The organism is Nostoc sp. FACHB-152 (assembly GCF_014697475.1).
Taxonomy (GTDB): Bacteria; Cyanobacteriota; Cyanobacteriia; order Cyanobacteriales; family Nostocaceae; genus Nostoc_B.
The window spans coordinates 1-21,944 of the sequence record NZ_JACJRV010000038.1 but is presented as its reverse complement, the minus strand read 5'-3'; the positions used below and the strand labels follow the sequence as shown (position 1 = coordinate 21,944).

Sequence of the window (21,944 nt, the reverse complement as noted above, 5' to 3'; positions counted from 1 at the left end):
GAATGAGTACTCCTAATGATTGAAGTTACAGAAATCTACCAAGACAAACGTCCTGAGAAAATACCATGACGCTCTTGCTCATTTTCGAGGCGACGGCGCAACAGTTGATAGATATTTTGAGCAAGTTGTTCAAACTCGACAGGGTTAGTATTATTTGTTTGAGGCGTTTTTGAGAAATTCTTTTCTATAGTTTCTGTTTTTGGTGTCGCATCAGCAGTAATGATGTCTTTGTCTTGAATAGTATTTTTAGATTGAATTAGATTATTGGCAGAACTTATGGGTAGTTTTGATGAAATAGAAGCTACTGGATGCTGTTTATGAAATTCTTGATTAGAAGAACTAGATGTAGGAAAAGTGTCATAAGCTTTATAGAGTTCATTTTTACCTATTAACTCTTTGATATTAGGCTGGTGAGGAGATAAAGCAGCTTGTTGAATAGATGATTTAGGAATAGAAGCTGCCTTCCGAAAGATTAAGGGAGTTAATAAATAATTAATTGAATTTTGGTTTGATTGATTTGTTCTCTTATGATAAAAGTTTGATTGTAAAGAATTGAGATTTAAGATACTCTGATTTTCTGCTTCTGAACCTAAAGTAAAAGTTATTAAAGAACCCAAGCCTTTTGTTGAATTAATATCTGAACTCTTTGGTTGTACTAAATTATCTTTTGAAGCCTTAACTTGAGTTGTAGTTGTTGTAGAGGTGAGATTATCTAGTGATTTATCAGAAGTTAGATTGTCTAATGTCCCACTACTATTGATGTGCTTCAGCAAGGTGAGGTTTTTCTGTGCATCTTTAGCATTAACCACAAACTCACCAGGAGTAAGCATAGCAGGTACAGTATCCGATGGTGCTATCTTTTGTTTATCTAGACTACTAGAAGTTGTAACTTGTCCGCCTGTAGCATAGCCTTTAGGCGGTAGTGGACTATCAAGTATAGTATCTTTTATGACTTCTATTTGAGAAGGGTTTTTCGCAATTATCGTACTATTATCAACTATTTTATTAGATTGAGTTTGAACAACTGTAGAAGTCTCTGCACTAATATTTAATTGTTGTATCTTAGGTGTTGATAGTGCTTTGATTATTGCTGGTGTAGATAGTTGTTGAGTATCTGATTTTATGATTGGTATATGCGATTGTGTTACCTCAGTAGGTGTATTTGAATGCTCAGTTAATTTGTTTATTTGTGTAAAAGTATTCTGAGCAGGCGAGGATATTATTACTTGAGGCTGAGTATTCTGTAATGATGTTTCAGTAGTGCGATCGCTTTGGAATGTTTGAGGATGAGATATTGGTTGTAGTGTTGTCATCTCCATCTCAGCCGGAGATATTTTTATCTGCGGGGATGATGTCTCAACAATGCGATCACTTTCCAATGTTTGAGGATGAGATATTGGTTGTGATGCTGTCATCTCAGTCTCAGCCGGAAATATTTTTGTCTGCGGTGATGATGTTTCAGTAGTGCGATCGCTTTGGAATGTTTGAGGATGAGATATTGGTTGTGGTGTTGTCATCTCCATCTCAACAGTCGATGTTTTTATCTGCGGGGATGATGTTTCAATAGTGCGATCGCTTGTCAGTATTTGAGGATAAGATACTGACTGTGGCGTTTTTATCTCAGTTTCAGCCGGAGATATTTTTGTCTGCGGGGATGATGTCTCAACAATGTGATCGCTTTGGAAAGTTTGAGGATGAGATATTGGTTGTGGTGTTCTCATCTCCATCTCAACAGTCGATGTTTTTATCTGCGGGGATGATGTTTCAATAGTGCGATCGCTTGTCAGTATTTGAGGATGAGATAGCGACTGTGGCGTTTTTATCTCAGTTTCAGCCGGAGATATTTTTGTCTGCGGGGATGATGTTTCAGTAGTGCGATCGCTTTCCCATATTTGACTATGAGATAGTGACTGTGGTGTTCTCATCTCAGTCTCCACAGGAGATATTTTTATCTGCGGCGATGATGTTTCAATAGTGCGCTCGCTTTCCAATGCTTGAGGATGAGATATTGGTTGTGGTGTTGTCATCTCCATCTCAGTCGGAGATGTTTTTACCTGCGGCGATGATGTTTCAATAGTGCGATCGCTTGTCAGTATTTGAGGATGATATAGCGACTGTGGCGTTTTTATCTCAGTTTCAGCCGGAGATATTTTTGTCTGCGGCAATGATGTTTCAGTAGTGCGATCGCTTTCCCATATTTGACTATGAGATAGTGACTGTGGTGTTCTCATCTCAGTTTCAGCCGGAGATATTTTTATCTGCGGCGATGATGTTTCAATAGTGCGATTGCTCTCCAAAATTGGAGGATGAGATATTGGTTGTGGTGCTATCATCTCCATCTCAGTCGGAGATGTTTTTACCTGCGGCGATGATGTTTCAATAGTGCGATCGCTTGTCAATGTTTGAGGATAAGATACTGACTGTGGCGTTTTTATCTCAGTCTCAGCAGTCGATGTTTTTATCTGAGGTGATGATGTCTCAACAGTGTGATCGCTTTCCAATGTTTGAGGTGTTGTCATCTCTTGCAAAGATGGAGATGTTTTTGCCTGCGGTGATGATGTTTCAAGGGTGCGATCGCTCTCCAAAATTTGAGGATGAGATGTTGGTTGTGGCGTTTTTATCTCAGTCTCAGCCGGAGATATTTTTGTTTGAGGTGATAATGTTTCAATAGTGCGATCGCTCTCCAATGTTTGAGGTATTATCATCTCAGTCTCAGCAGCAGATGTTTTTGTCTGAGAGGATGTAGTGTTAACTAACTGAACAAGGTTACTTTCTGTAGATAGTTGCTGTACTGTATCTGAGTTAATTTCCGGTAATGATATATCAGAACTGCGATCAGCTTTTAAAGCCTTTGATTTAGATGCAATTGTCTGGGATGCTTGTTTAGATGCTTTAGTATTAACGGAACTAATGGCTATATTTGCTGGTTCCAGATTTTTAGGTGTAGCTTTTGCTGGTTTTTTTGATTTCGATTTTTTAGCATTAGATTTCTTATTATTAACTTGAGATTTGGCTTGTTTTTGACTAGGCAAATTTTTAGAGGTTTGATTAATACTAATGGTATTAATTCGTGCAGGAACATTATTTTTTTCATTTATTGCGGCTGGTTCAGATGCGATGTAGTGAACATTAGTTTTTTTCTCAATCAATGAGCTACTTGCAGATGTAGTCAATACTTCTACCAAGCTATTGATTGGAGTAGCTTCAAGCAAACTCAAACTTAATTCTTGAATAGAGTTTAACGGATATATTGGGCTAAATAATAAAGATGGAAGTAGGGATTTATTATGTATTAAAACACTAGATGGATATAGAGGAGATTGAATTCCAAGCGGAGATTTAATAATTTGCATGATTGTTACCAATAAAGGGTGGTAATTAATTTAAGAAATCACGAACTAGAGAAGAATTGTTTTTCATTACGTGTTGTGCGATTACCACCTCCTGCATCTTGTCCAATGCTTAAACCTTCAAAGGACATAGTTAATTCCTCTATAGCAACAGTGCTTCCATCAGCGTTAAAATCAGATGCTTTCCAGGCTGTGGGAATAGCACCAATGAGAGTCCAACTTTGCATGATGTCGCCTGCTTGATTAAAGACAAGAATATTTACATTACAACGAGTAGTTTCTTGCTGTTCATCAAATATTTCACATAACCAATTAAAAAAACTTTGATCGTCCGTAATTCCTCTTTTAAAAGTTATATCTGAAAAAGTTGTATGACCTAAGAAAACACGTTGTTGATTATTCACGCCCCCTTCGTGGTAAACTTCTTTCTCAATTTGTACACTTGGGCCTGAGCATTCAGTAAAAGATGCCATTATCGAACTATCTATCTCTACATAAAAACGATTAGAAGTGACAAAATTTAAACTGTGTTGTGTATATTTATCATCAATATTAGAATTGGAAAACATTATAATCTCCTTTCTCTACCATAATTTTCAATACGCTCTTGCTGATAACGCATATCTTCTAAAAAAATCTCGTAAACGCGCTCGGCTAATTCTTTCAATAACCACGGATCATTGAGGTATTGTTCTAATTGAAGTATTTTATTATTCATTGCATTTTAATAAGTTGGATATACGATGACTGAAACAAGCTTATGATTACAAAATATCTTTTTTATAGATAAATCGTAATTAGCCAAAGGTAAAAGATATGAATTTGTATTTATTTTCAACAGATTTCGCCTGACACCATTTTCAAAAGTATTTGTCAACTGATGAATCGCTGTAGGGGCGTGCATCTGTATGCCCCTACAGGTACCACATCATTTTTAAGTTAAATTAACTGTAAAACATATCAACTTTTCTTGACCGAGTTCTAATGAATCATTGTGGTTGAGACGATAAGAAGTACCAGGAGCAAGAAAATTACCGTTTAAATAAGTCCCATTTCGACTTTGATTATCAATTAACATATATGCGTTATGAGCCTTGTCCCAGTAAATTCTTGCATGAGAGCGAGAAACTACCTTCTCATTGGCAATACCAGTTAAGTCAATTTCTGGTGTAGATTTATTAGTGAAATTTCGTCTACCGATGTAACCATCTTCTCCTAACAGGGTAAATTCTTTGCCAGAGGTATGGATTAACCTGAGAGTTGACCGAGTGGAGGATGGTGAGGTATATATTGGGGCTGGTGGTAGGGAAGTAGAGGCTGGGACAACAGCAGGTTGCTCAACTGGTGCAGGCTGGTTATCAACAGTTGGAGTAGATACAACTACATTACCCAAAAGTGTGCCACACATAGGACAAACCTTAGCATTATTGGGTAAAGTACGGTTAAAATACTCACAATTAGGGTTAGGACAACGATTTACAGTCATTGGAAATTAAGTATTTATCGGGTATAGGTTTTAAAGGCACGACTCCGGCTTTGTCTAGCAAACACTGACCTTGGCGAGTAGTTAACATCTCTGCAAATTTACTTCCAGCAGGTGGCAAAGAGTTATCTTTTGGATATACAACAATGAGAGGATAGGCTAATGGATAGCTGCCAGAAATAAAAGTGTTTACATCCAAACGGTTGTTTTTATCACATATATTGTCTGAAGGACTAATTGGTAGACCGTTGAGGCGGAAGAGAGCTTGGCTAGCAGGTTTATTTCCATCTATTAGAGCTAAAGGATAGCCTGCACATTGATTCCAAGTTTTACTGAGAATGCCGTAACCAATCATCCCAACCTGTCCTGTATCAAATGCAGTGATGATTTGCTGTTGAGTTTGTTCGGTAGGTTGTGTTGTAACTTTTGCTTGATATAAAGCGATTTGTTGGGGGTCGTCTTTCAATACTATTTTTTCAAATTGACGCACTGCTTCCGGCTCTGTCGGTGCATATGGTTTGATGGGTAGATTCGGGCCGCCAAGCTGTTGCCAGTTATTGATTTGACCTGTATAAATTTGACGTAATTGCTCTAGGCTAATTTGTCCGTTAAGAGCCTTGGGAAGATTTTGGTCTTTCTTACTGAAGGCTACATACACAAGTAAGCCATCATAAGCGACTTTCTGATCGTTGAAGTTATTGCTGACATCATTGGCTAAACTAGTTATTGCAAACTGAGCTTTACCTGTCGTTAATTCTTCTATAGATTGACTAGCAGTTTGTATATTAGTTGAAGATACAGGCTGATAGTTAAATTGAGCATTAACATCTGGCTTAGGATGAGTCAATAAATCTCCTAAACTAGTGTCGCTTGTGGGACGAAACTTTAAAATGTTACTCCATGTTCCATTCTGTTCACCTGTGTAAATAAAATCTCCGGGAGGAACACCGTTAACATCGGAGAAAGTAGGAACAAGGTTATAAAATTCATTAGTATCATCTTGCATTCCTGAACTACGCATCAAGAAATAAAATATTCCTCCTCCAAGCACTAATAAAGTAAGAAGTGCTAATAAGAAAAATATGAGTTTTTGGAAATCTTTGTCTTTCTGATCTGATGAAACTACTGTGGTTAAACCGATCGCTTGATTTTCTTGAGGAAGTTTTAGTAAAGTTTGACGAGCATTTTCAGCACTCTCAAAAGGTAGTTCTATTCCCAGCAAGCGATAAATAAACTGCTTCAAGTCAGAATCAGAGTTAGGCCATTGCTGTTCATCTCTAGGATTGAGATTTTGCGATCGCCCTGTCCAAAGCTGAAAAGCAACTTGTCCTACATCTTCTAAGTCCTGTATGGGATTAGTAATTCCACGTTGGGAAATTGATGGTGGAATAAATAAACTTTCCCAAAGGGATAAATCACAAAGATAGATAGTAAAGTCTTGTTGATTGTTTTGGACAACTAAAAAACTATTTAAACTCAGATTTCCGTGAACCAAACCCTGCTGGATTTGACCTGAAGCAAGTCGTAGTTTTTGGGTATGGAGAAACTGTAATGTTTGTAAGGCTTGCTTTAATACCTCACGTACTTGATAAGCAGTCATAGCACCTTTTTGTGTGAGGTACTCGCTCAAAGTTTGAGAGGTTTCTAAATTACCTAAAGTAACAGTGTAACAGCGTTGTGCTAGGGGATCAGCGATCGCTTCCCAAGGGCTAATTAGGCGAAAGTCTTGCACTTTACCATCTGCTGGACTCACCCCAGCCACACGTGTAAAGGTGTCTTGGCGTTGGCTTGCTTCTTCGGAATTAAATGAATGATTAGGTAGCAGATATTCCTTAATTACAACAGGTTGATTATTACTCAGTTGGATTCCTAAATACAAACGCCCCATGCCTCTAGAGCCGAGAAAGCGAGTAATTTGATAAGTGCCTCGACTACCTTTAATCTCAGCTTTTTCTGGTAAAAGAGCAGGAAAACCACATTCTAAACAAAATTTTGCTTTAGGAAACTCTTTAACTGTTTGCTGGAGGCGATCGCATGATAAAGGTGCGTTGCGCGAACAAAAGTATTCTTTATAAACCGGCTCAGTTACAGACACATGAACTACTCCCTGTGTTGATTGAAAAAAATTTAAGCTTGAATTAACCCAAACTTGAAAGCAGCAATAACGGCTTGCGTCCGACTTGTAACTTGCAATTTTTCAAAAATATTTGTTAAGTGAGCTTTAACAGTAGCTACCGTAATAAATAAACGTTTAGCAATTTCTTCATTAGATTCACCTTTAACTAACCAGTGCAGAACTTCTTGTTCTCTATTTGAGAGATTGAGCTTTTGACGTGTTTGCACCACAACATCTGCATCAGCCCAAAATTTACGGAAAAAGCTGCTGGCGACTTCCGTAGGTAAATAAACTTCTGAATTGAGTACGGTGGCGATCGCATCACATAATTGAGTAGCTACGTGATTTTTAAACACATAACCTTTGGCTCCAGCCTGCATTGCCTGAAAGATTGCATCGTCTTCTTGGTGAGCAGATAAAACTAAGACTTTACCCACAAAAGACATCTCTTTTAGACGAATAAGAGTGGAAATACCATTACCAGAGGCTAATTCTAAATCCAGAAGAATTAGGGCGGGTTGCTTTTGATGAGCCATGCTGACAGCTTGCTCTGTTGTTGCAGCTTCAGCTACAACTTCTATAGGTAACTTTCCTATTTTGCTATGATGACCAAGAAAAGTTTGTATTCCTTGACGAAAGCGTTTATTGTCATCTACAAGAAGAACTGGCAACTTTTGACTAATAGCCATATCAAAACTCTCCTATAAAATTTGACAGTGTTTATTTCCTCTGCTCTCTACTTCTAATAAGAACGGGGCAAGCTGATATAAAATTGCGCTCCGCCTTGCGGTGAATTATTAGCCCAAAGGCTTCCGTGATGGTCAAGAACAATTTTTTTAGCAATAGTTAAACCAAGCCCTGTACCTCCTAAACGACGCGAATAAAAAGGAGTAAATATTTTATTTAGGTCATCTGTAGATAGTCCAGGGCCTTGATCGGATATCTGAATTAATACTTCATTTTGGAATATCTGCCAATTACAGTTAATCTTTCCTGAAACTGGGCTGAAGTGGACAGCATTACTTAATAAGTTGTCAAAAACTTGCTTCATCTGCAAGCGGTCTATGGATAATATATCAGAAGTCTCTGAATAAGATACTTGTAGGTTTTTTTGGACAATTAAGCCTTTTAATCCTTGAATACTTTCAGCAACTAATGATTTTAAATCGTGAGGAGCGACTCTTAATTTTGCCTTTTGGCTACAATAAATCAGATCAGTTAAGTTAGTATCTAAATCTTGAATACTCTCACGAATTATTGCAGCTTGTTCTTGCCAAGGACTATCTATTAATCCCAAATATAAATTTTCTGCATAAAGACGAATCAGCCCTAAAGGTTGGCGCAACTGATGTCCTGTACGTTGGAGGACGTGTTCAAGCAGTTGAACTTCAGCTTTTTGGCGTAGTGTTTCTAGGTAAATATCTAAATACTTGCTTACTAACATTGCAGTTCGCCTTACTTCCTCTTGCAATTTTAAAGGCAAATGTTGATGAGCAAGTATCAGAATATATTCCGGTTTTTGATTTCTATATCCTAAAGGACAAGTATAACAACTTGATGATGTAAAACATGATATATCAATTTCACTAAAAGTGAAACTAGGAAGGAAGTTTACTAACCATGCTTCTGAATTCAAATATGCTAAAGTTTCTTGTGAGATATATTGATTTTCAGGCTGGTGAGTAACTTCTTGATGATTTCCTATAGATGGATCATAATGAACAATCCGGCACCAAAAAATAGGATATTTATTTGTTAAATTTTCAATCTCTAGTTGACAAAAGCTTTGTAACTCAGATGAACCGAAAGATGGGAAACTAAAATGGGAGTTTTTAGTAAAGGTACCTAAAACTTTAGCTGGAACTTCTTTTGTAACCTGCATAAAGTATTTGTATTGTTATTAAAGTTAAACGGTCTAATTTAGTGCCTCAGCACCACTAATATTGAGTTTCCTGTTTCCCAGCAGATTTGAGGGTGAAGAAAGATAAGTTATCTGCGAACATAAGAAAATATTTGTGGTAAGCACTAGTAATCTTTGTTCAAACGCCTATATTCAGTTAACAAACCGGAATTACTTGAAAAATCGAATGTTTACACCATTTCACATTAATAATATAGGGACGTAGCAATGCTACGTCCCTACTCCTGTTCATGGGGTCGCAAAACGACTTGTAAAATCTCTAAACCAATAATTGATATTTCTCTTGAGCTAGATTGTAAAGAGGTCGCCAAATCAAACGATTAGTCAAGACAACTAATAAAGACATCACCACAGTAGAAGCTAGCAACAGGGAGAAATTGCCTGTTGCTGTCGCATGAGAAATGGTTGCACCCAGTCCAGAAGTGCTGATTACTCGCCCTTGAAATGTTACATACTCGCTAACAATACTGGCATTCCACGCGCCACCAACTGCGGTAATAATTCCTGTAATTAAATAAGGAAAGATCGCAGGTAAGATTAAGGTTCGCCAGCGTTGCAAAGGAGAAAGTTTATATACCCAAGCTGCTTCAATGAGGTCTGAGGGGATTGATTGCGCCCCAGCAATGACATTAAATAGGATATACCACATTGTTCCTAACATCATTAGAGCGATCGCACCAATCTGCAAACCGCCAGCAATACGAGTTAAACCCAGCAGCAGTAAGGGAAATAAAGCCGTAGCCGGTACAGAAGCGGCGATTTGTACCAATGGTTGCAATACTTGAGCTAACTGTCGATTACGCCCAATTGCGACTCCTACAGGTACAGTCCACAACAGAGATAAAATTAAAGCAATTACTACCCGCAAAGCTGTTAACCCAGCACCTTTGATTACCTGTAACCAATCTGTCCAACCCAAAGCCCGCAAAAGTAGTACAGCTTCCCAAGTACCCCACAGGACTATTAGAGTAAAGCCACTCACAAATACCCAATTAAACAAACTCGGTAAATTCAGACGACCCTTAGTATTGACTGGTACAGAACGCACGGGAAATGAGCGAATTAAACCGTCGTCTATGGCTGATTGTAATGGCTGAACAACCTTTTCGCTAACTGCGCGTAAAGTAGGCGATCGCCTGATAATATCCAACACCCATGATTGAGGTGCATTTTCTGTTTCAACCATCTCTAACTTAAATTTTTCAGCCCAAGCAATCAAAGGTCGCCAGACAAAAAAATCAGTTGCCACAATTATTCCAATCAACACCGCCAAACCCCAAAATATAGCGGTAAAATCTCCCTTATTAGCTGCTGTACCTAAAAAAGAGCCTAATCCTGGTAATCGAAAATCTTTATTTCCTAAAGTAAATGACTCAATTGCAATTAAAAAAAACCAGCCTCCAGCCACCGACATTACACTATTCCAAACCAACCCAATCGCGCCAGATGGTAACTCTAATTTCCAAAAACGTTGCCACAGATTAAGCCGATAAACCTGCGCTGCTTCTAATAATTCTCGTGGAATACTTTGAAGAGACTGGTAAAAACTAAAAGTCATATTCCAAGTCATTCCAGTAAAAATTAGTAAGATAGCTGCTAGTTCTACACCAATTCTTTCACCCGGAAACAAGGCAATTAAAGCTAATACTACACCCGGTAAAAAAGATAATACTGGAATCGATTGCAGAATATCTAACATCGGAATTAAAATTCGTTCCGCAATTCGGGAGCGATAAGCAGTATAGGCATATATTAAGGTGAAAATTAAAGATAAAAAGTAAGCCAGTCCCATCCGAATTAAGGTTTGGGCTGTATATCCTGGTAAAGCTGCAATATTTGTAGAAATCGTTAGTTCAGGTTGAAAAGTTCCACTGAATTGAGAAGCGGTTCTAATAATTAGTACAATCAAGGAAAGAATTACTAAAATTAGCAATCCATCTTGCCAAGTCCAATTGTTATGTCCCAGAGTTTTATTAGCAGGAGTGAGGGGTCGAGTCATAAGAAATTCTCATAAAGAGTTCAAAATTCTGTAAGCGTATACAGATGTAAGCTTCTAAGAATTAACTGCGGCAGGTTGCTCTAAAAATATTTGTCCCGATGGCTCATCGTAGCCGAATATTTCAGCGTAACGACCCCAATCAACAACGGTTTGTAATTGTTGCTCTGCTTCTTGAGGGCTAAAGTGAGTTTCTAGAATATCTAAAACTAATTCTTCAGGAATACGTTGATTATTTTTCGCTTCTAATAGACGATGAATTTGCTGTACTAAGCGAATATGAGTTAGCAGTTGCGATCGCACAATTTGTTTACGTTCATCGATACCACCATTGATAAATTCTTGCGCGATTGGTTGTAAGCTGATATCACCTTCTGCAAGTTCTACAAAATCCATCAATTTTGCAGCTTCTACAATTGGTAAAATATCATCTACTTCTAGTTGCAATTCTTGGGCAAGTCGATATAAGTCTTTTTCTTGGCGGTCTTCTAATAATTCTAATAGACCAGCAATTGAACCAATGCGTACAGATGGTAAAGATTGATATTTTGGTTGTGGTATTGTAGCTGTTACAGAGGTATTGACAGGTGTGTCAATTTTATCTAAATCAGGGTTAGTAATGATTGTATAAACTTGATCTACCAAAGCCTGAAAATTAGGGTGTTTGCGATCGCGGTAATGAGGTAAAGTTACAGGTAAGTCAGCGCGGATTCTCCCCGGATTGCGCCCTAAAACAATAATGCGATCAGCCAAAATTACCGCTTCCTCAATCCCGTGAGTAACAATTAAAACAGCTTTAGTTGGTATGCGCCGTTCTAACCATAAATCTAATAGTTCAAACCGCAAGTTTTCTGCTGTCAACACATCTAAAGCTGAGAACGGCTCATCCATACATAATAGTTCTGGTTCTACCGCCAAAGCCCTGGCAAATCCTACGCGCTGGCGCATTCCTCCAGAAAGTTCTTTGGGATAGGCGTTCTCAAACCCATCCAGACCGATGATATCAATCATTTTCAGAGCTTTTTGTCGTCGAGAATTTGGTGGTTCTTCTTTGGCTTTTAAACCCAATTCCACATTCTCTAATACAGTTAACCAAGGATAAAGAGCAAAGCTTTGAAAAACAATTGCTACCCCAGGATTTAGACCCACTAGAGGACGATTATGATATAAAACTTCGCCTTGACTCGGAGCGATTAACCCAGCAACTATTCGCATTAATGTAGATTTTCCGGAACCTGAAGGCCCCAGCAACGCAACTATCTCACCTGAACGTAACTCAAGATTAATATTTTCTAAGATGACAATTTGCTGTCCATTAGGTTGCTGGTAAAATTTTCTGACATTTTTTAGAGCAATTAAGTTTTCAGCCGCTTTGTTGGAGACCACAATACTTTCAGTGAGTAAATAATTATATAGAATCTCATGTTGAGGTTATCTTACAGTTAAAGTAACTTATACTAGCCAGGAGTATACATTCTGTATACCCTCGCTTTTCATTTGAGAAACGTAACACCGTTCTTTGGTTAACTCACTTCTTGCACCTGGAAATATGGATGTCAAAACCATGACTACGTGCAAGGGAAGTTAGCCGTTCAACGTCAAGTAAAAGAAAATACACAACTATTTGTGGAAAAATAGATTCAAGAGCAGTTTGTGCAGCCTGGCCCCAATCAGGTGGTGATGTTGGCTGAATATGCAGATGAGTCCAATGAGCGATGAGGTAAGCAGTCAGCGAAAGAATCAGCCAGCGATACATCCCCAGCAGAGTTCCTTGCCCAAAGCGATGCACTCCCTAACGATGCTTTGCGGTTTTGAACCATCCCTCAATTTGCCCTTCGGGTTCGCCAGTTGCTTCAAGTCGGGGAACCCGCCCAACGCACTGGCTCACCATCGACGCTTACCCCACCACTTAAGAGTAGAAGCTTTAATCGGGCGAGTAGACAAAACAAAACGTTTTTCTAGTTTGCCATTATCGCGCTTTAAGTAATACCAAGAAACAGTAACAGGAAAGCTTAAACCAAACAGATAAACCTGTTGACCCTGCTGATGTAAACGTCTTAAAAGTCTACCGTTGGCTAGCTTACGGCTAATAGCTACACCAGTAATAGCATGATATTTTAGCCGACGTACACCCTCAAGGAATTCTATACTGCCAAAGGCTGTATCAGCCAAAATGATTGTCTGGAAATGTTGAGTTAAAGATTGCGGTAAACGTTTAACTAATTTCAGTCCAAGCTGTGCAGGTGAAGGAGTTCCTTTACCCCTCCAAACACGGAAACTCCAAGGGATACGACATTTTCCTATCACTAAATAAACTACAACTAAATGTAGACCACGCTTACCGTTATAAACTTTGATTAAATCACCAAAGTCTTTAAATTTACCGCGTTTCTCTAAAGTTGTCAGGTCAATTATTACTTGTAAAAATGGTTTTCGCCCTGGAGTTGATGACGTTAATATATTCTCAACTGTTTGTAATGCACCGGAACGAATAACACGAATCATCTCTCTAGTTGACCAAGGATTTACATTTAAAAATCTGCTTAATGAACTTGGGGATTTTGTTTTACTATGTTCGGGTAACGGGTGTCCTTGTGCCTCTAAAAATAAAGCCAGCATCGCTTCTAAATTATCTTTTTGATACTGCGTCGGCATCAATTCTTTTAGGCTGTAAACTAGTTCTTGGGCGTGGGCAAGCATTTTTCTTGCTTCTTATCGATAGTTGCGCGATCGCAGGTTATACAGATCCACCCATCGAACTTTTGAGGAATATTGTAAAGACAGGTTTGGATACACGCATCGTCGAGTCAACTATCTAATAGCTGGTTCTGTGGTATTCGACAACATAGCGACGGGAACAAATTGTTCCCAAAACGAGGAGGTGGATAAAACGGAAATTGTTCCCAAAACGAGAAAGTAGACAAAGCTCGACCTAACTGCTCACGAATCCTGCCGACTAACGAAGGACAAGTGCGCCCTCTCGCACAGCTAGAACCCCATCAGCAGGTTAAAGTTTGGCAACGGGCAGTACAGCAGGCTGGCGGTAAAGTTCCCAGTGCCAGAATCGTAACTGATGTGGTGCAAAAAATTATAGAGCGAACGAGAGTACCCAATAGTTACCAGATTGGGGAGGTGTGCCAAATTCTAGCAAAGGAGAATCCAGAGCTTAGAGGCAAAGGTGGCTGTTGGTGCATATTGATTGCTATCCATGAGTTCAGTTGCACCGTAAGGCTTTGGAATGGCGAATGTACTGTTGGGGTGCAGCATTTAAAGTCTTATGAATACTTGCCCCAGGAATGCGAACAGATGCAAGAAATTTGCGGTAAGCGAAGCCATGCCGTTAGGCTTATCGCATTTCGCGGGTGTATTCTACTGAACTGGAGGAATCGGTTCAGAGGTTTTTGGAGTCGTTGGGGAAGTTGAATCGGGCTTATTTGACGGACTTGGAGGAAAAAGTGTTGAGTGTGTTGGAATCGGAAATCATAGTTTAAATCTTTGATTTCATCAAATTTATTCTAGATTACCAAATAGTAAGTAATGATTTTCGGAATGAGAATTACTGTATAGTTTGAGGTATTCCAGATCATACTCTCAAAAATTGCTCTATGATTGCGCTACCTGGTATTGCCATCCAAAGCAAGATTTATGAAAGTTCTAATTCTCTGGTTTATCGGGGCATAAGAGAGGATGGAGTAGCACTCATCGTAAAAATGCTCAAGCAGGATTATCCCTCACCTCAAGAATTAACGCGCTACAGACAGGAATATAAAATTATTCTTTCCCTCAACTTGGAAGGGGTTGTCAAAGCATACAGCCAGCAAGACTATCAACGCACTCTGGTGATTCTGTTAGAAGATTTTGGGGGAGAGTCTCTAGAGCAGTGGATGCACAAGCGCCCAGATATTTTCTGTCCCATACCTTTATCCACTTTTTTAGATATTGCGATCGCTGTTTGCGACATTCTAGGCAAAATCCATGCAGCCAATGTCATTCATAAAGATATCAACCCAGGAAATATCGTCCTCAATTTGGATACTGGCGTTATCAAAATTATTGATTTTGGGATTGCTACCCAATTTAACCGCACGAATTCGACTTTCAAGAACCCTCATGTTTTAGAAGGAACCCTCGCCTACCTGTCTCCAGAGCAAACAGGGAGAATGAACCGTTTGCTCGATTATCGCACTGATTTTTATTCGCTGGGTGTGACGTTCTATGAATTGCTAACCGGATATCTGCCTTTTCCCACAACAGATATCCTGGAGTTAGTCCACTGTCATATTGCTAAACAGCCTCCTCCACCACATGAATTGAATGCAACGATTCCCAAAGCAGTTTCAGATATTGTTCTCAAACTGATGGCGAAGAATGCAGAGGAACGATATCAAAGTGCCTGGGGAATCAAAGCGGATTTAGAAATTTGTGCTGACCAATTAAAAAAAATTGGGCAAATTCATAGCATTCAACTGGGTCTTTTAGACATTAAAGATCAGTTCCAAATTCCCCAAAAACTTTATGGCAGGGATCGGGAAGTTGCAATGTTACTAGCAGCTTTTGAATGCGTTGCTGCTTCACGAGACTATGTAGAAAAGACTTCAGAACAGGCACAAACTAGCAAACCAACATTCAAAGTCGAAATGATGTTGGTTTCTGGTTATGCGGGAATTGGGAAATCAGCATTAGTGCAGGAAATTTATAAACCAATCACCGCCAAGCGCGGCTATTTTATTTGGGGTAAATTCGATCAATTTGGGCGCAATATTCCTTACAGCGCGATCGCAGATGCTTTGCAGCAATTGGTGCAGCAAATACTTGGCGAACCGGATGAGCAGTTGCAACAGTGGAGATCGCGACTTCTAAAAGCTTTGGGAAGCAATGGACAAATCATTATTGATGTAATCCCGGAAGTTGAACTGATTATTGGCAAGCAGGCCCCTGTAGCAGAAGTTGGATCTGCGGAAGCCCAAAATCGGTTTAATCGAGTTTTTCAACAGTTTGTACGGGTGTTTTGTTGCCAGTCACACCCGCTTGTAATATTCCTCGATGATTTACAGTGGATAGATTCTGCGACTCTGAAGCTGATTGAATTAATGCTCCTTGACGAGCAAACTCAACATTTATTTTTGATTGGAGCCTATCGGGATAACGAAGTCAGTCCAACGCATCCACTCAGATTATTGCAGGAGCGAGTACGAAAACAAGGTGTTGTGCTTGGGGAGATTATTCTAGCACCCTTAATACTGGAGCCATTGAGTCAGTTGATTGCTGAAACGCTGCATCAGAATACAGAGACTATACGTCCCTTAGCTGAGTTAGTGCTGCGTAAAACCGAAGGCAATCCTTTTTTTGTCGGTGAATTTTTGCGAATGCTGTATAGCGAGAATCTGCTAACCTTTAATGCAAAAAACCTATGTTGGCAGTGGAACATTGCTGAGATTCAAGCTCAAAATATCACCGATAATGTTGTAGAGTTGTTGCTGAATAAGTTAAAAAAACTACCAGATGATACAAGATACATTCTCCAGTTAGCGGCTTGTGTCGGTGCCGAATTTGATTTAGATACACTGGCGATCGTTTGTGAGAAAACCGCTCAAGAAGTTTTTCGAGGTTTATTAGCAGCTATCCAAGCAGGATTAATTCAACCTTTATCTGAATTAGACGAAAACCTGTTAATTCAAGAATATAAGTTTTTGCACGATCGCGTTCAGCAAGCTGCCTATGCTCTCATTGATGAGTCGCATAAACAGGTGGTGCATTTACAAATTGGTCGCAACCTTTTGGAAAACACCTTAACTGAGCGACTATCAGAGCAGATATTTGAAATTGTCGATCATCTCAATCATGGAATTGAACTGATCTTTGAACAATCCCAACGGTATGAAATTGCCAGATTGAATTTGATGGCAGGACAGAAAGCTTTAGCAGCAACAGCTTATGAAGCGGCTTTCAACTATTTCAATGTGGGACTAAAACTCTTGAATGGAGAAAGCTGGCAAAGTGTATATGACCTAACCCTAGCGTTGTACTCAGAGGCAGCACAGGCAGCATACCTCAGTGGTCATTTCGACGAAATGCACATATTCGTAGAAGAAGTACTTAACCATGCCAAGACAGATCTTGACAAACTGAAAGCTTACGATAGCCAAATTCAAGCGTGTTTGTCACAGGGTGATCCCAAAGAAGCACTTAGGATTGGATTGGAAGTGCTGAAACTTTTGGGAGTTAAGTTAGTAGAAACTCCAAGCCAGTTAGATGTGAAAGCAGGATTGACGCAAACAGCTTCACTATTAACTGGGCAGGAAATCGAAGACTTGATTGATCTGCCGGAGATGACCACTCCAGTAGCGTTGGCAGCAATCTATGTCCTGGCAAATATTGTAGCTGCTGCTTTTATGGTATCACCAGCATTAATGGTGTTGATCGTGTGCAGAATGGTGAATTTATCAGTCGAAAATGGTAATGTAACTTGGTCATCGCTTAGTTACGCTGCCTATGGAATGACATTATGTGGAGTAGTGCAAGATACTGAACTCGGTTATAGATTTGGCAAATTAGCTTTAAGTTTGATAGAGCGATTAAATGATAATAAAGGGAATGCTAAGGCATTGCTGGTAGTGGGTTCCCATGTGATGCACTGGAGAGAACATCTTAGAAAATCATTGCCAATTCTAGTTGACGGTTATCAAAGCGGAGTAGAAACTGGAGACTTTGAATTTGCTGCTTACTGTGCATTTAACTTTTGTTATTACTCATATTTTTCTGGTCAAGAACTAACAGAATTGGAACAACAAACAGCAATTTACAGTAAGGCTACCAGTCAAATTAGGCGAGAAAACCCCTTTAATTGGCTTTCAATGCTGCGGCAGACAATTTTTAATTTGCTAGGTCAGTCTGAAAATCCAAGCTGTTTAATTGGTTGTATATACAACGAAGAGCAAGCACTATCGCGTGCTATTTCAGTTAAAGATGGAACTGGAATTCACCACTTTTACCTGAATAAACTTATTTTATGTTATCTGTTTGGGGAGTATCACCAAGCTTCACAAACTGCTATTTTGGCGGAACAGTATTTAGGTGAAGTAACGGCGTTAATTTCTGTACCCCTATTTTATTTTTATGACTCTTTAGTAATTTTGAACTTATTAGCTAATACCTCAAACTCCGAAAAAAAGGCTTGGCTAAATCGCGTTAATATTAATCAAGAGAGAATGCAGAAATGGGCACATGATGCGCCAATGAATTATCTACACAAATTTCACTTAGTTGAGGCAGAGAAAGCGCGAGTTTTGGGGCAAGTTCTGGAAGCCGAGGAGTTTTTTGAACAAGCCATATCTGGTGCTGCTGAAAACGAATTTATCCAGGAAGAAGCATTAGCTTATGAGTTAGCCGCTAAGTTTTATCTAGAACGTGGTAGAACAAAGATTGCTCAAACTTACATGAAAGAAGCTCACTACTGTTATGAACGTTGGGGAGCAACTGCAAAGGTAAAAGATTTAGAAACTCGGTATCCACAGCTATTTCCTCAGCAGTCAGCTAGAGATGGTACACCAATTCGTACTACTTCAGGAACTACTTCTAATCGCTCAGATGTTGCTCTTGATTTAGCGACGGTAATGAAAGCATCACAAGCGATTTCAAGTGAAATTGAACTCGAACGCCTGCTTCGTTCTTTAATGCAGATTTTAATTGAGAATGCTGGCGCACAAACTGGGTTTTTGATTTTGGAAAACTCAGGAGAATGGCTGATTGAAGCTGCTTATGAACTAGCTGATTTTGAAAGTGTTTGTGCTACGCGAGTGTTGCAATCGATTCCAACTAAAAATCACCTGCCTGAATCAATTATCCAGTATGTGATTCGGACTCATGAATCTATTATTTTAAATGATGCCACTCGTGAAGGTAATTTCACAAATGAATCATATATTCAGAACAATCAAACTCAATCGATTATCTGTTTACCATTGTTGAATCAAAGTAAACTGGTTGGCGTGTTGTATCTAGAAAATCAATTAGCAACTGGAGCATTTACACCAGAGCGAGCGCAACTTTTACATCTATTATCAACTCAAGCAGCCATTGCCATCGAAAATGCTAGGCTCTACTCCAAGGTGCGTGAGAGCGAAAGTAAGATGACTCAATTTCTGGAAGCAATTCCAGTCTGTGTTGCAGTTGTAGATAAATGGGGACACCCTTATTACTTCAACCAGCGAGCAACTCAGCTATTGGCTAAAGATATTGATCCTTCTGTGACACTCGATCAACTTACAGAGGTTTATCAAGCTTATCAAGCTGGAACTGCTCAAAAATATCCAACTGAGAGAATGCCACTTTTCCGAGCGTTAAGGGGCGAACATACTAGAGTTGATGATATAGAAATTTACCACAAAAACGCCAAAATACCCATTGAGGCATGGGGAACTCCAGTCTTTGACGAACAGGGCAATTTGACTTATGCGATCGCAGCCTTTCAAGATATTACTGAGCGCAAACAAGCCGAGAAATTGTTAGCCGATTACAATTGCACCTTAGAGCAACAGGTTGCCCAACGAACAGCAGCTTTACAAAAAAGCGAAGCCGAATTGCGCGATGTTTACGATGAGCTTCGCTTACGAGAACAGGAATTACGAGTGATTACAGACGCTCTACCTGTTTGTATCACCTATGTAGATGCCAAGCAGCATTATCGGTTTGCCAACCGCACTTATGAGGAATGGTTTGCTCGTAGTCAAGATGAGATTTTGGGCAAGCATATTCGCGAAACCTTGGATGATGCGGCTTATCAAGTTATGCAACCGTACATTAATCAAGCACTGGCAGGGCAAATCACAACCTATGAGGCAGAAATTCCCTGTGTATTGGGCAAGAAATATATTAGTAATTCGCTCATTCCTGATTTCGATGCCAATGGTCAAGTGAAAGGATACTATGGGTTAATCACAGACATCAGCGAACAGCGAAACGCTGCACTGCGTGAACGCAAACGTGCCGAAGAAGCCTCAATTGTAGAAGAACGCAACCGTATGGCGCGGGAAATTCATGATACGCTGGCTCAAGCCTTTACAGGTATTTTGGTTCAAGTTGGTGCAGCAGCCCAAGTGCTAGTAGATGATTTAGAAGCAACACAGGCCCATCTGGAGATGATCGATGAATTGGCACGAATCGGGCTAGCTGAAGCTCGTCGCTCAGTCACAGCACTCCGCCCTCAGTTATTAGAGGAAGGCGATTTATCTAGCGCCCTCCATCGCCTTGTGACGCAAATGAGATCTGCTACCGATGATACTGCTTTGATTTACGAAATTCAGGGTACAGCCTATCCTTTACCTGCCGAAGTGGAGAATAACTTACTGCGAATTGGGCAGGAAGCATTGACAAATGCGATTAAATATGCGATAGCTGACGAAATTCGCCTGGAGTTAGTCTATGGAGATGCAGAAACTACATTGAGCATTAAAGACAATGGGCAAGGCTTTGGTGTCGGTAGCATTCCCTCGGTTGGCGGATTTGGATTGTTGGGAATGAGCGAACGGGCAGAGCGAATTGGAGCGCAATTGAGAATTGCCAGCCAACTAGGGCAAGGAACAGAAATTATTGTCATTGTCAATCGAGGGTAAGAATCATGCTTGGTCAATCCACTACAATTCGTGTTTTAATTGTTGACGATCACGCCATTGTCAGACAAGGATTGGCAACCATCATTAATCGCGATCCCGAAATGACAGTAATTGCTCAAGCAGAAGATGGAGAAGCGGCGATCGCTTGTTTTGGTGAACATCAACCCGATGTGACTTTGATGGATTTGCGAATGCCGCAAATGGGAGGAGTAGCAGCCATTACTGCTATTTGTGCCAAATTTAAACCTGCCCAAATTATTGTGCTAACCACCTACGATGGCGATGAAGATATCTATCGCGGATTGCAGGCGGGAGCGAAAGGCTATCTGCTCAAGGATGCAAAACCCAGCGAACTGCTTAATGCCATTCGCATGGTTAATCGCGGTCAGCAGTACATTCCACCGGAAGTGGGGGCAAAGCTAGTGCAGCGCATGAGTAACCCAGAACTGAGCGAACGAGAGCTAGAGGTACTGGGTTTAATGGCGCAAGGAATGAGTAATTCAGATATTGCAACTGCTTTAACTATTGGCGAAAGCACAGTCAAATCTCACGTTAATCGCATTCTTAGTAAATTGGGAGTAAGCGATCGCACTCAAGCTGTGATTATTGCGGTAAAACGCGGGATTGTCAGTTTGTAGGTTGTGCTTTTGGTTAACTTTCGATTCCAACTTTAGTTGGAGTTAGTCTTCCATTATGAGATGGGTGAAGCGATAATCCATTCGACTAAATAAAAGTGCCAACTGTGAGTGGACGACAAACCAAAGTCAATTGCATATATTAAATTCATACAAACACAGATAGTAATTCAGTTGCAAGATTCAAGATTATTGGTCTCATCTTCAACTCAAAATCGGAAACAGAGTTGATGGTTGCCATTATCGTTGCAAGTCATCAAGAGCTTTGATCCTCAATTGCACAATTATAAGAGGTAATACCATGAGTACCGAATTCAGTAAAAACAAAGTTGCAATTGTCAGCCAGGGCGAAGACCTCAATTGGTTCGATACTATGCCTGGTGAGCAAATGGCTATCCGTGTGCATAGCAGAGATGTCGCTGGAGCTTTCTCAATCATCGAAGCGCGTGTCCCGCCGTTCTCAGGCCCGCCACTCCACTATCACAAAGATAGGGAAGAGATATTTGAAGTACTTGAAGGCAGATTTCGCTTTCACTGTGCAGGCGAAGAGTTTGAGGCTGGGCCAGGAACGTCGGTTGTTGTACCCCGTAACAGCATACATGGATGGGTGAACCTGGGGCCGGGAGTAGCTCGGTTGCTTTTCACCTTTGTACCTGGCGATATTGACGAATTCTTCCCCCAAATAGGTCAAACGCCCCCCGAAGGTTGGACGGATCTGGCATATCAGTATGCTTGCGGGGGGACAAAATGGTCTAGAATGCTTATCTTACAAAGAGTGTAGCAATTTGTGGTAAAAGAAAAAGAGCATTTATTCGCAATAAGCTCTATTTAA

The 21,944-nt window shown here is 40.0% G+C and carries 13 protein-coding genes and 1 pseudogene; 4 read left to right on the top strand and 10 right to left on the bottom strand.

Annotated features, from left to right (window positions below):
• Positions 1-35 precede the first annotated feature (35 nt).
• The 10 genes and pseudogenes from H6G76_RS21750 to H6G76_RS21705 form a co-directional block, all read right to left on the bottom strand.
• Positions 36-3,353, bottom strand: a complete 3,318-nt coding sequence (locus tag H6G76_RS21750; protein WP_190705394.1) for a hypothetical protein — start codon at positions 3,351-3,353, stop codon at positions 36-38.
• 38 nt (positions 3,354-3,391) lie between these two features.
• Positions 3,392-3,919: a phage tail protein gene (locus H6G76_RS21745; protein WP_190705391.1), complete on the bottom strand. Its 528-nt coding sequence runs from the start codon at positions 3,917-3,919 to the stop codon at positions 3,392-3,394.
• Positions 3,919-4,068 carry a hypothetical protein gene (locus H6G76_RS21740; RefSeq protein ID WP_190705389.1) on the bottom strand — a complete coding sequence of 50 codons (150 nt, stop codon included), beginning with the start codon at positions 4,066-4,068 and terminating at the stop codon, positions 3,919-3,921. Before H6G76_RS21740 ends, H6G76_RS21745 begins: the two co-directional genes overlap by 1 nt.
• Before the next feature lie 216 nt (positions 4,069-4,284).
• On the bottom strand, positions 4,285-4,836 hold the full coding sequence (locus H6G76_RS21735) for an FHA domain-containing protein (protein ID WP_190705386.1): 552 nt from the start codon (positions 4,834-4,836) through the stop codon (positions 4,285-4,287).
• Positions 4,814-6,928: a substrate-binding domain-containing protein gene (locus H6G76_RS38095; protein ID WP_190705384.1), complete on the bottom strand. Its 2,115-nt coding sequence runs from the start codon at positions 6,926-6,928 to the stop codon at positions 4,814-4,816. Before H6G76_RS38095 ends, H6G76_RS21735 begins: the two co-directional genes overlap by 23 nt.
• Before the next feature lie 32 nt (positions 6,929-6,960).
• The gene (locus H6G76_RS21725; RefSeq protein ID WP_190705382.1) at positions 6,961-7,638 is read right to left on the bottom strand and encodes a response regulator transcription factor; all 678 of its coding nucleotides are present in this window, start codon (positions 7,636-7,638) and stop codon (positions 6,961-6,963) included.
• Positions 7,639-7,691: 53 nt separating this feature from the next.
• Positions 7,692-8,831: a sensor histidine kinase KdpD gene (locus tag H6G76_RS21720; RefSeq protein WP_190705380.1), complete on the bottom strand. Its 1,140-nt coding sequence runs from the start codon at positions 8,829-8,831 to the stop codon at positions 7,692-7,694.
• Between the two features lie 298 nt (positions 8,832-9,129).
• Entirely contained in the window at positions 9,130-10,869 is a 1,740-nt protein-coding gene (locus tag H6G76_RS21715) for an ABC transporter permease subunit (RefSeq protein WP_190705378.1), read from the bottom strand.
• Positions 10,870-10,923: 54 nt separating this feature from the next.
• Positions 10,924-12,252: an AAA-associated domain-containing protein gene (locus H6G76_RS38090; protein WP_190705375.1), complete on the bottom strand. Its 1,329-nt coding sequence runs from the start codon at positions 12,250-12,252 to the stop codon at positions 10,924-10,926.
• Between the two features lie 193 nt (positions 12,253-12,445).
• A pseudogene (locus tag H6G76_RS21705) lies at positions 12,446-13,566 on the bottom strand (IS701 family transposase); the annotation flags it as partial.
• A gap of 270 nt (positions 13,567-13,836) precedes the next feature.
• Between H6G76_RS21705 and H6G76_RS37225 the strand changes: the two are divergent.
• The 4 genes from H6G76_RS37225 (at position 13,837) to H6G76_RS21685 (ending at position 21,893) form a co-directional block, all read left to right on the top strand.
• On the top strand, positions 13,837-14,289 hold the full coding sequence (locus tag H6G76_RS37225; RefSeq protein ID WP_242056484.1) for a hypothetical protein: 453 nt from the start codon (positions 13,837-13,839) through the stop codon (positions 14,287-14,289).
• A gap of 182 nt (positions 14,290-14,471) precedes the next feature.
• On the top strand, positions 14,472-20,477 hold the full coding sequence (locus H6G76_RS21695; RefSeq protein WP_190705372.1) for an AAA family ATPase: 6,006 nt from the start codon (positions 14,472-14,474) through the stop codon (positions 20,475-20,477).
• Positions 20,478-20,482: 5 nt separating this feature from the next.
• A complete protein-coding gene (locus H6G76_RS21690) occupies positions 20,483-21,115 on the top strand; it encodes a response regulator transcription factor (RefSeq protein WP_190705371.1) in 633 nt (210 codons plus the stop codon).
• Positions 21,116-21,413: 298 nt separating this feature from the next.
• Positions 21,414-21,893, top strand: coding sequence for a cupin domain-containing protein (locus H6G76_RS21685; protein ID WP_190705367.1), 480 nt, complete (start codon positions 21,414-21,416; stop codon positions 21,891-21,893).
• Positions 21,894-21,944 lie beyond the last annotated feature (51 nt).

Coding starts and splice junctions, on each gene's coding strand:
- H6G76_RS21715 (WP_190705378.1), bottom strand. CDS start 10,869: ATGACTCGACCCCTCACTCCTGCTAATAAAACTCTGGGACATAACAAT.
- H6G76_RS21740 (WP_190705389.1), bottom strand. CDS start 4,068: ATGAATAATAAAATACTTCAATTAGAACAATACCTCAATGATCCGTGG.
- H6G76_RS21750 (WP_190705394.1), bottom strand. CDS start 3,353: ATGCAAATTATTAAATCTCCGCTTGGAATTCAATCTCCTCTATATCCA.
- H6G76_RS21690 (WP_190705371.1), top strand. CDS start 20,483: ATGCTTGGTCAATCCACTACAATTCGTGTTTTAATTGTTGACGATCAC.
- H6G76_RS21725 (WP_190705382.1), bottom strand. CDS start 7,638: ATGGCTATTAGTCAAAAGTTGCCAGTTCTTCTTGTAGATGACAATAAA.
- H6G76_RS21745 (WP_190705391.1), bottom strand. CDS start 3,919: ATGTTTTCCAATTCTAATATTGATGATAAATATACACAACACAGTTTA.
- H6G76_RS21735 (WP_190705386.1), bottom strand. CDS start 4,836: ATGACTGTAAATCGTTGTCCTAACCCTAATTGTGAGTATTTTAACCGT.
- H6G76_RS21685 (WP_190705367.1), top strand. CDS start 21,414: ATGAGTACCGAATTCAGTAAAAACAAAGTTGCAATTGTCAGCCAGGGC.
- H6G76_RS21695 (WP_190705372.1), top strand. CDS start 14,472: ATGATTGCGCTACCTGGTATTGCCATCCAAAGCAAGATTTATGAAAGT.
- H6G76_RS21720 (WP_190705380.1), bottom strand. CDS start 8,831: ATGCAGGTTACAAAAGAAGTTCCAGCTAAAGTTTTAGGTACCTTTACT.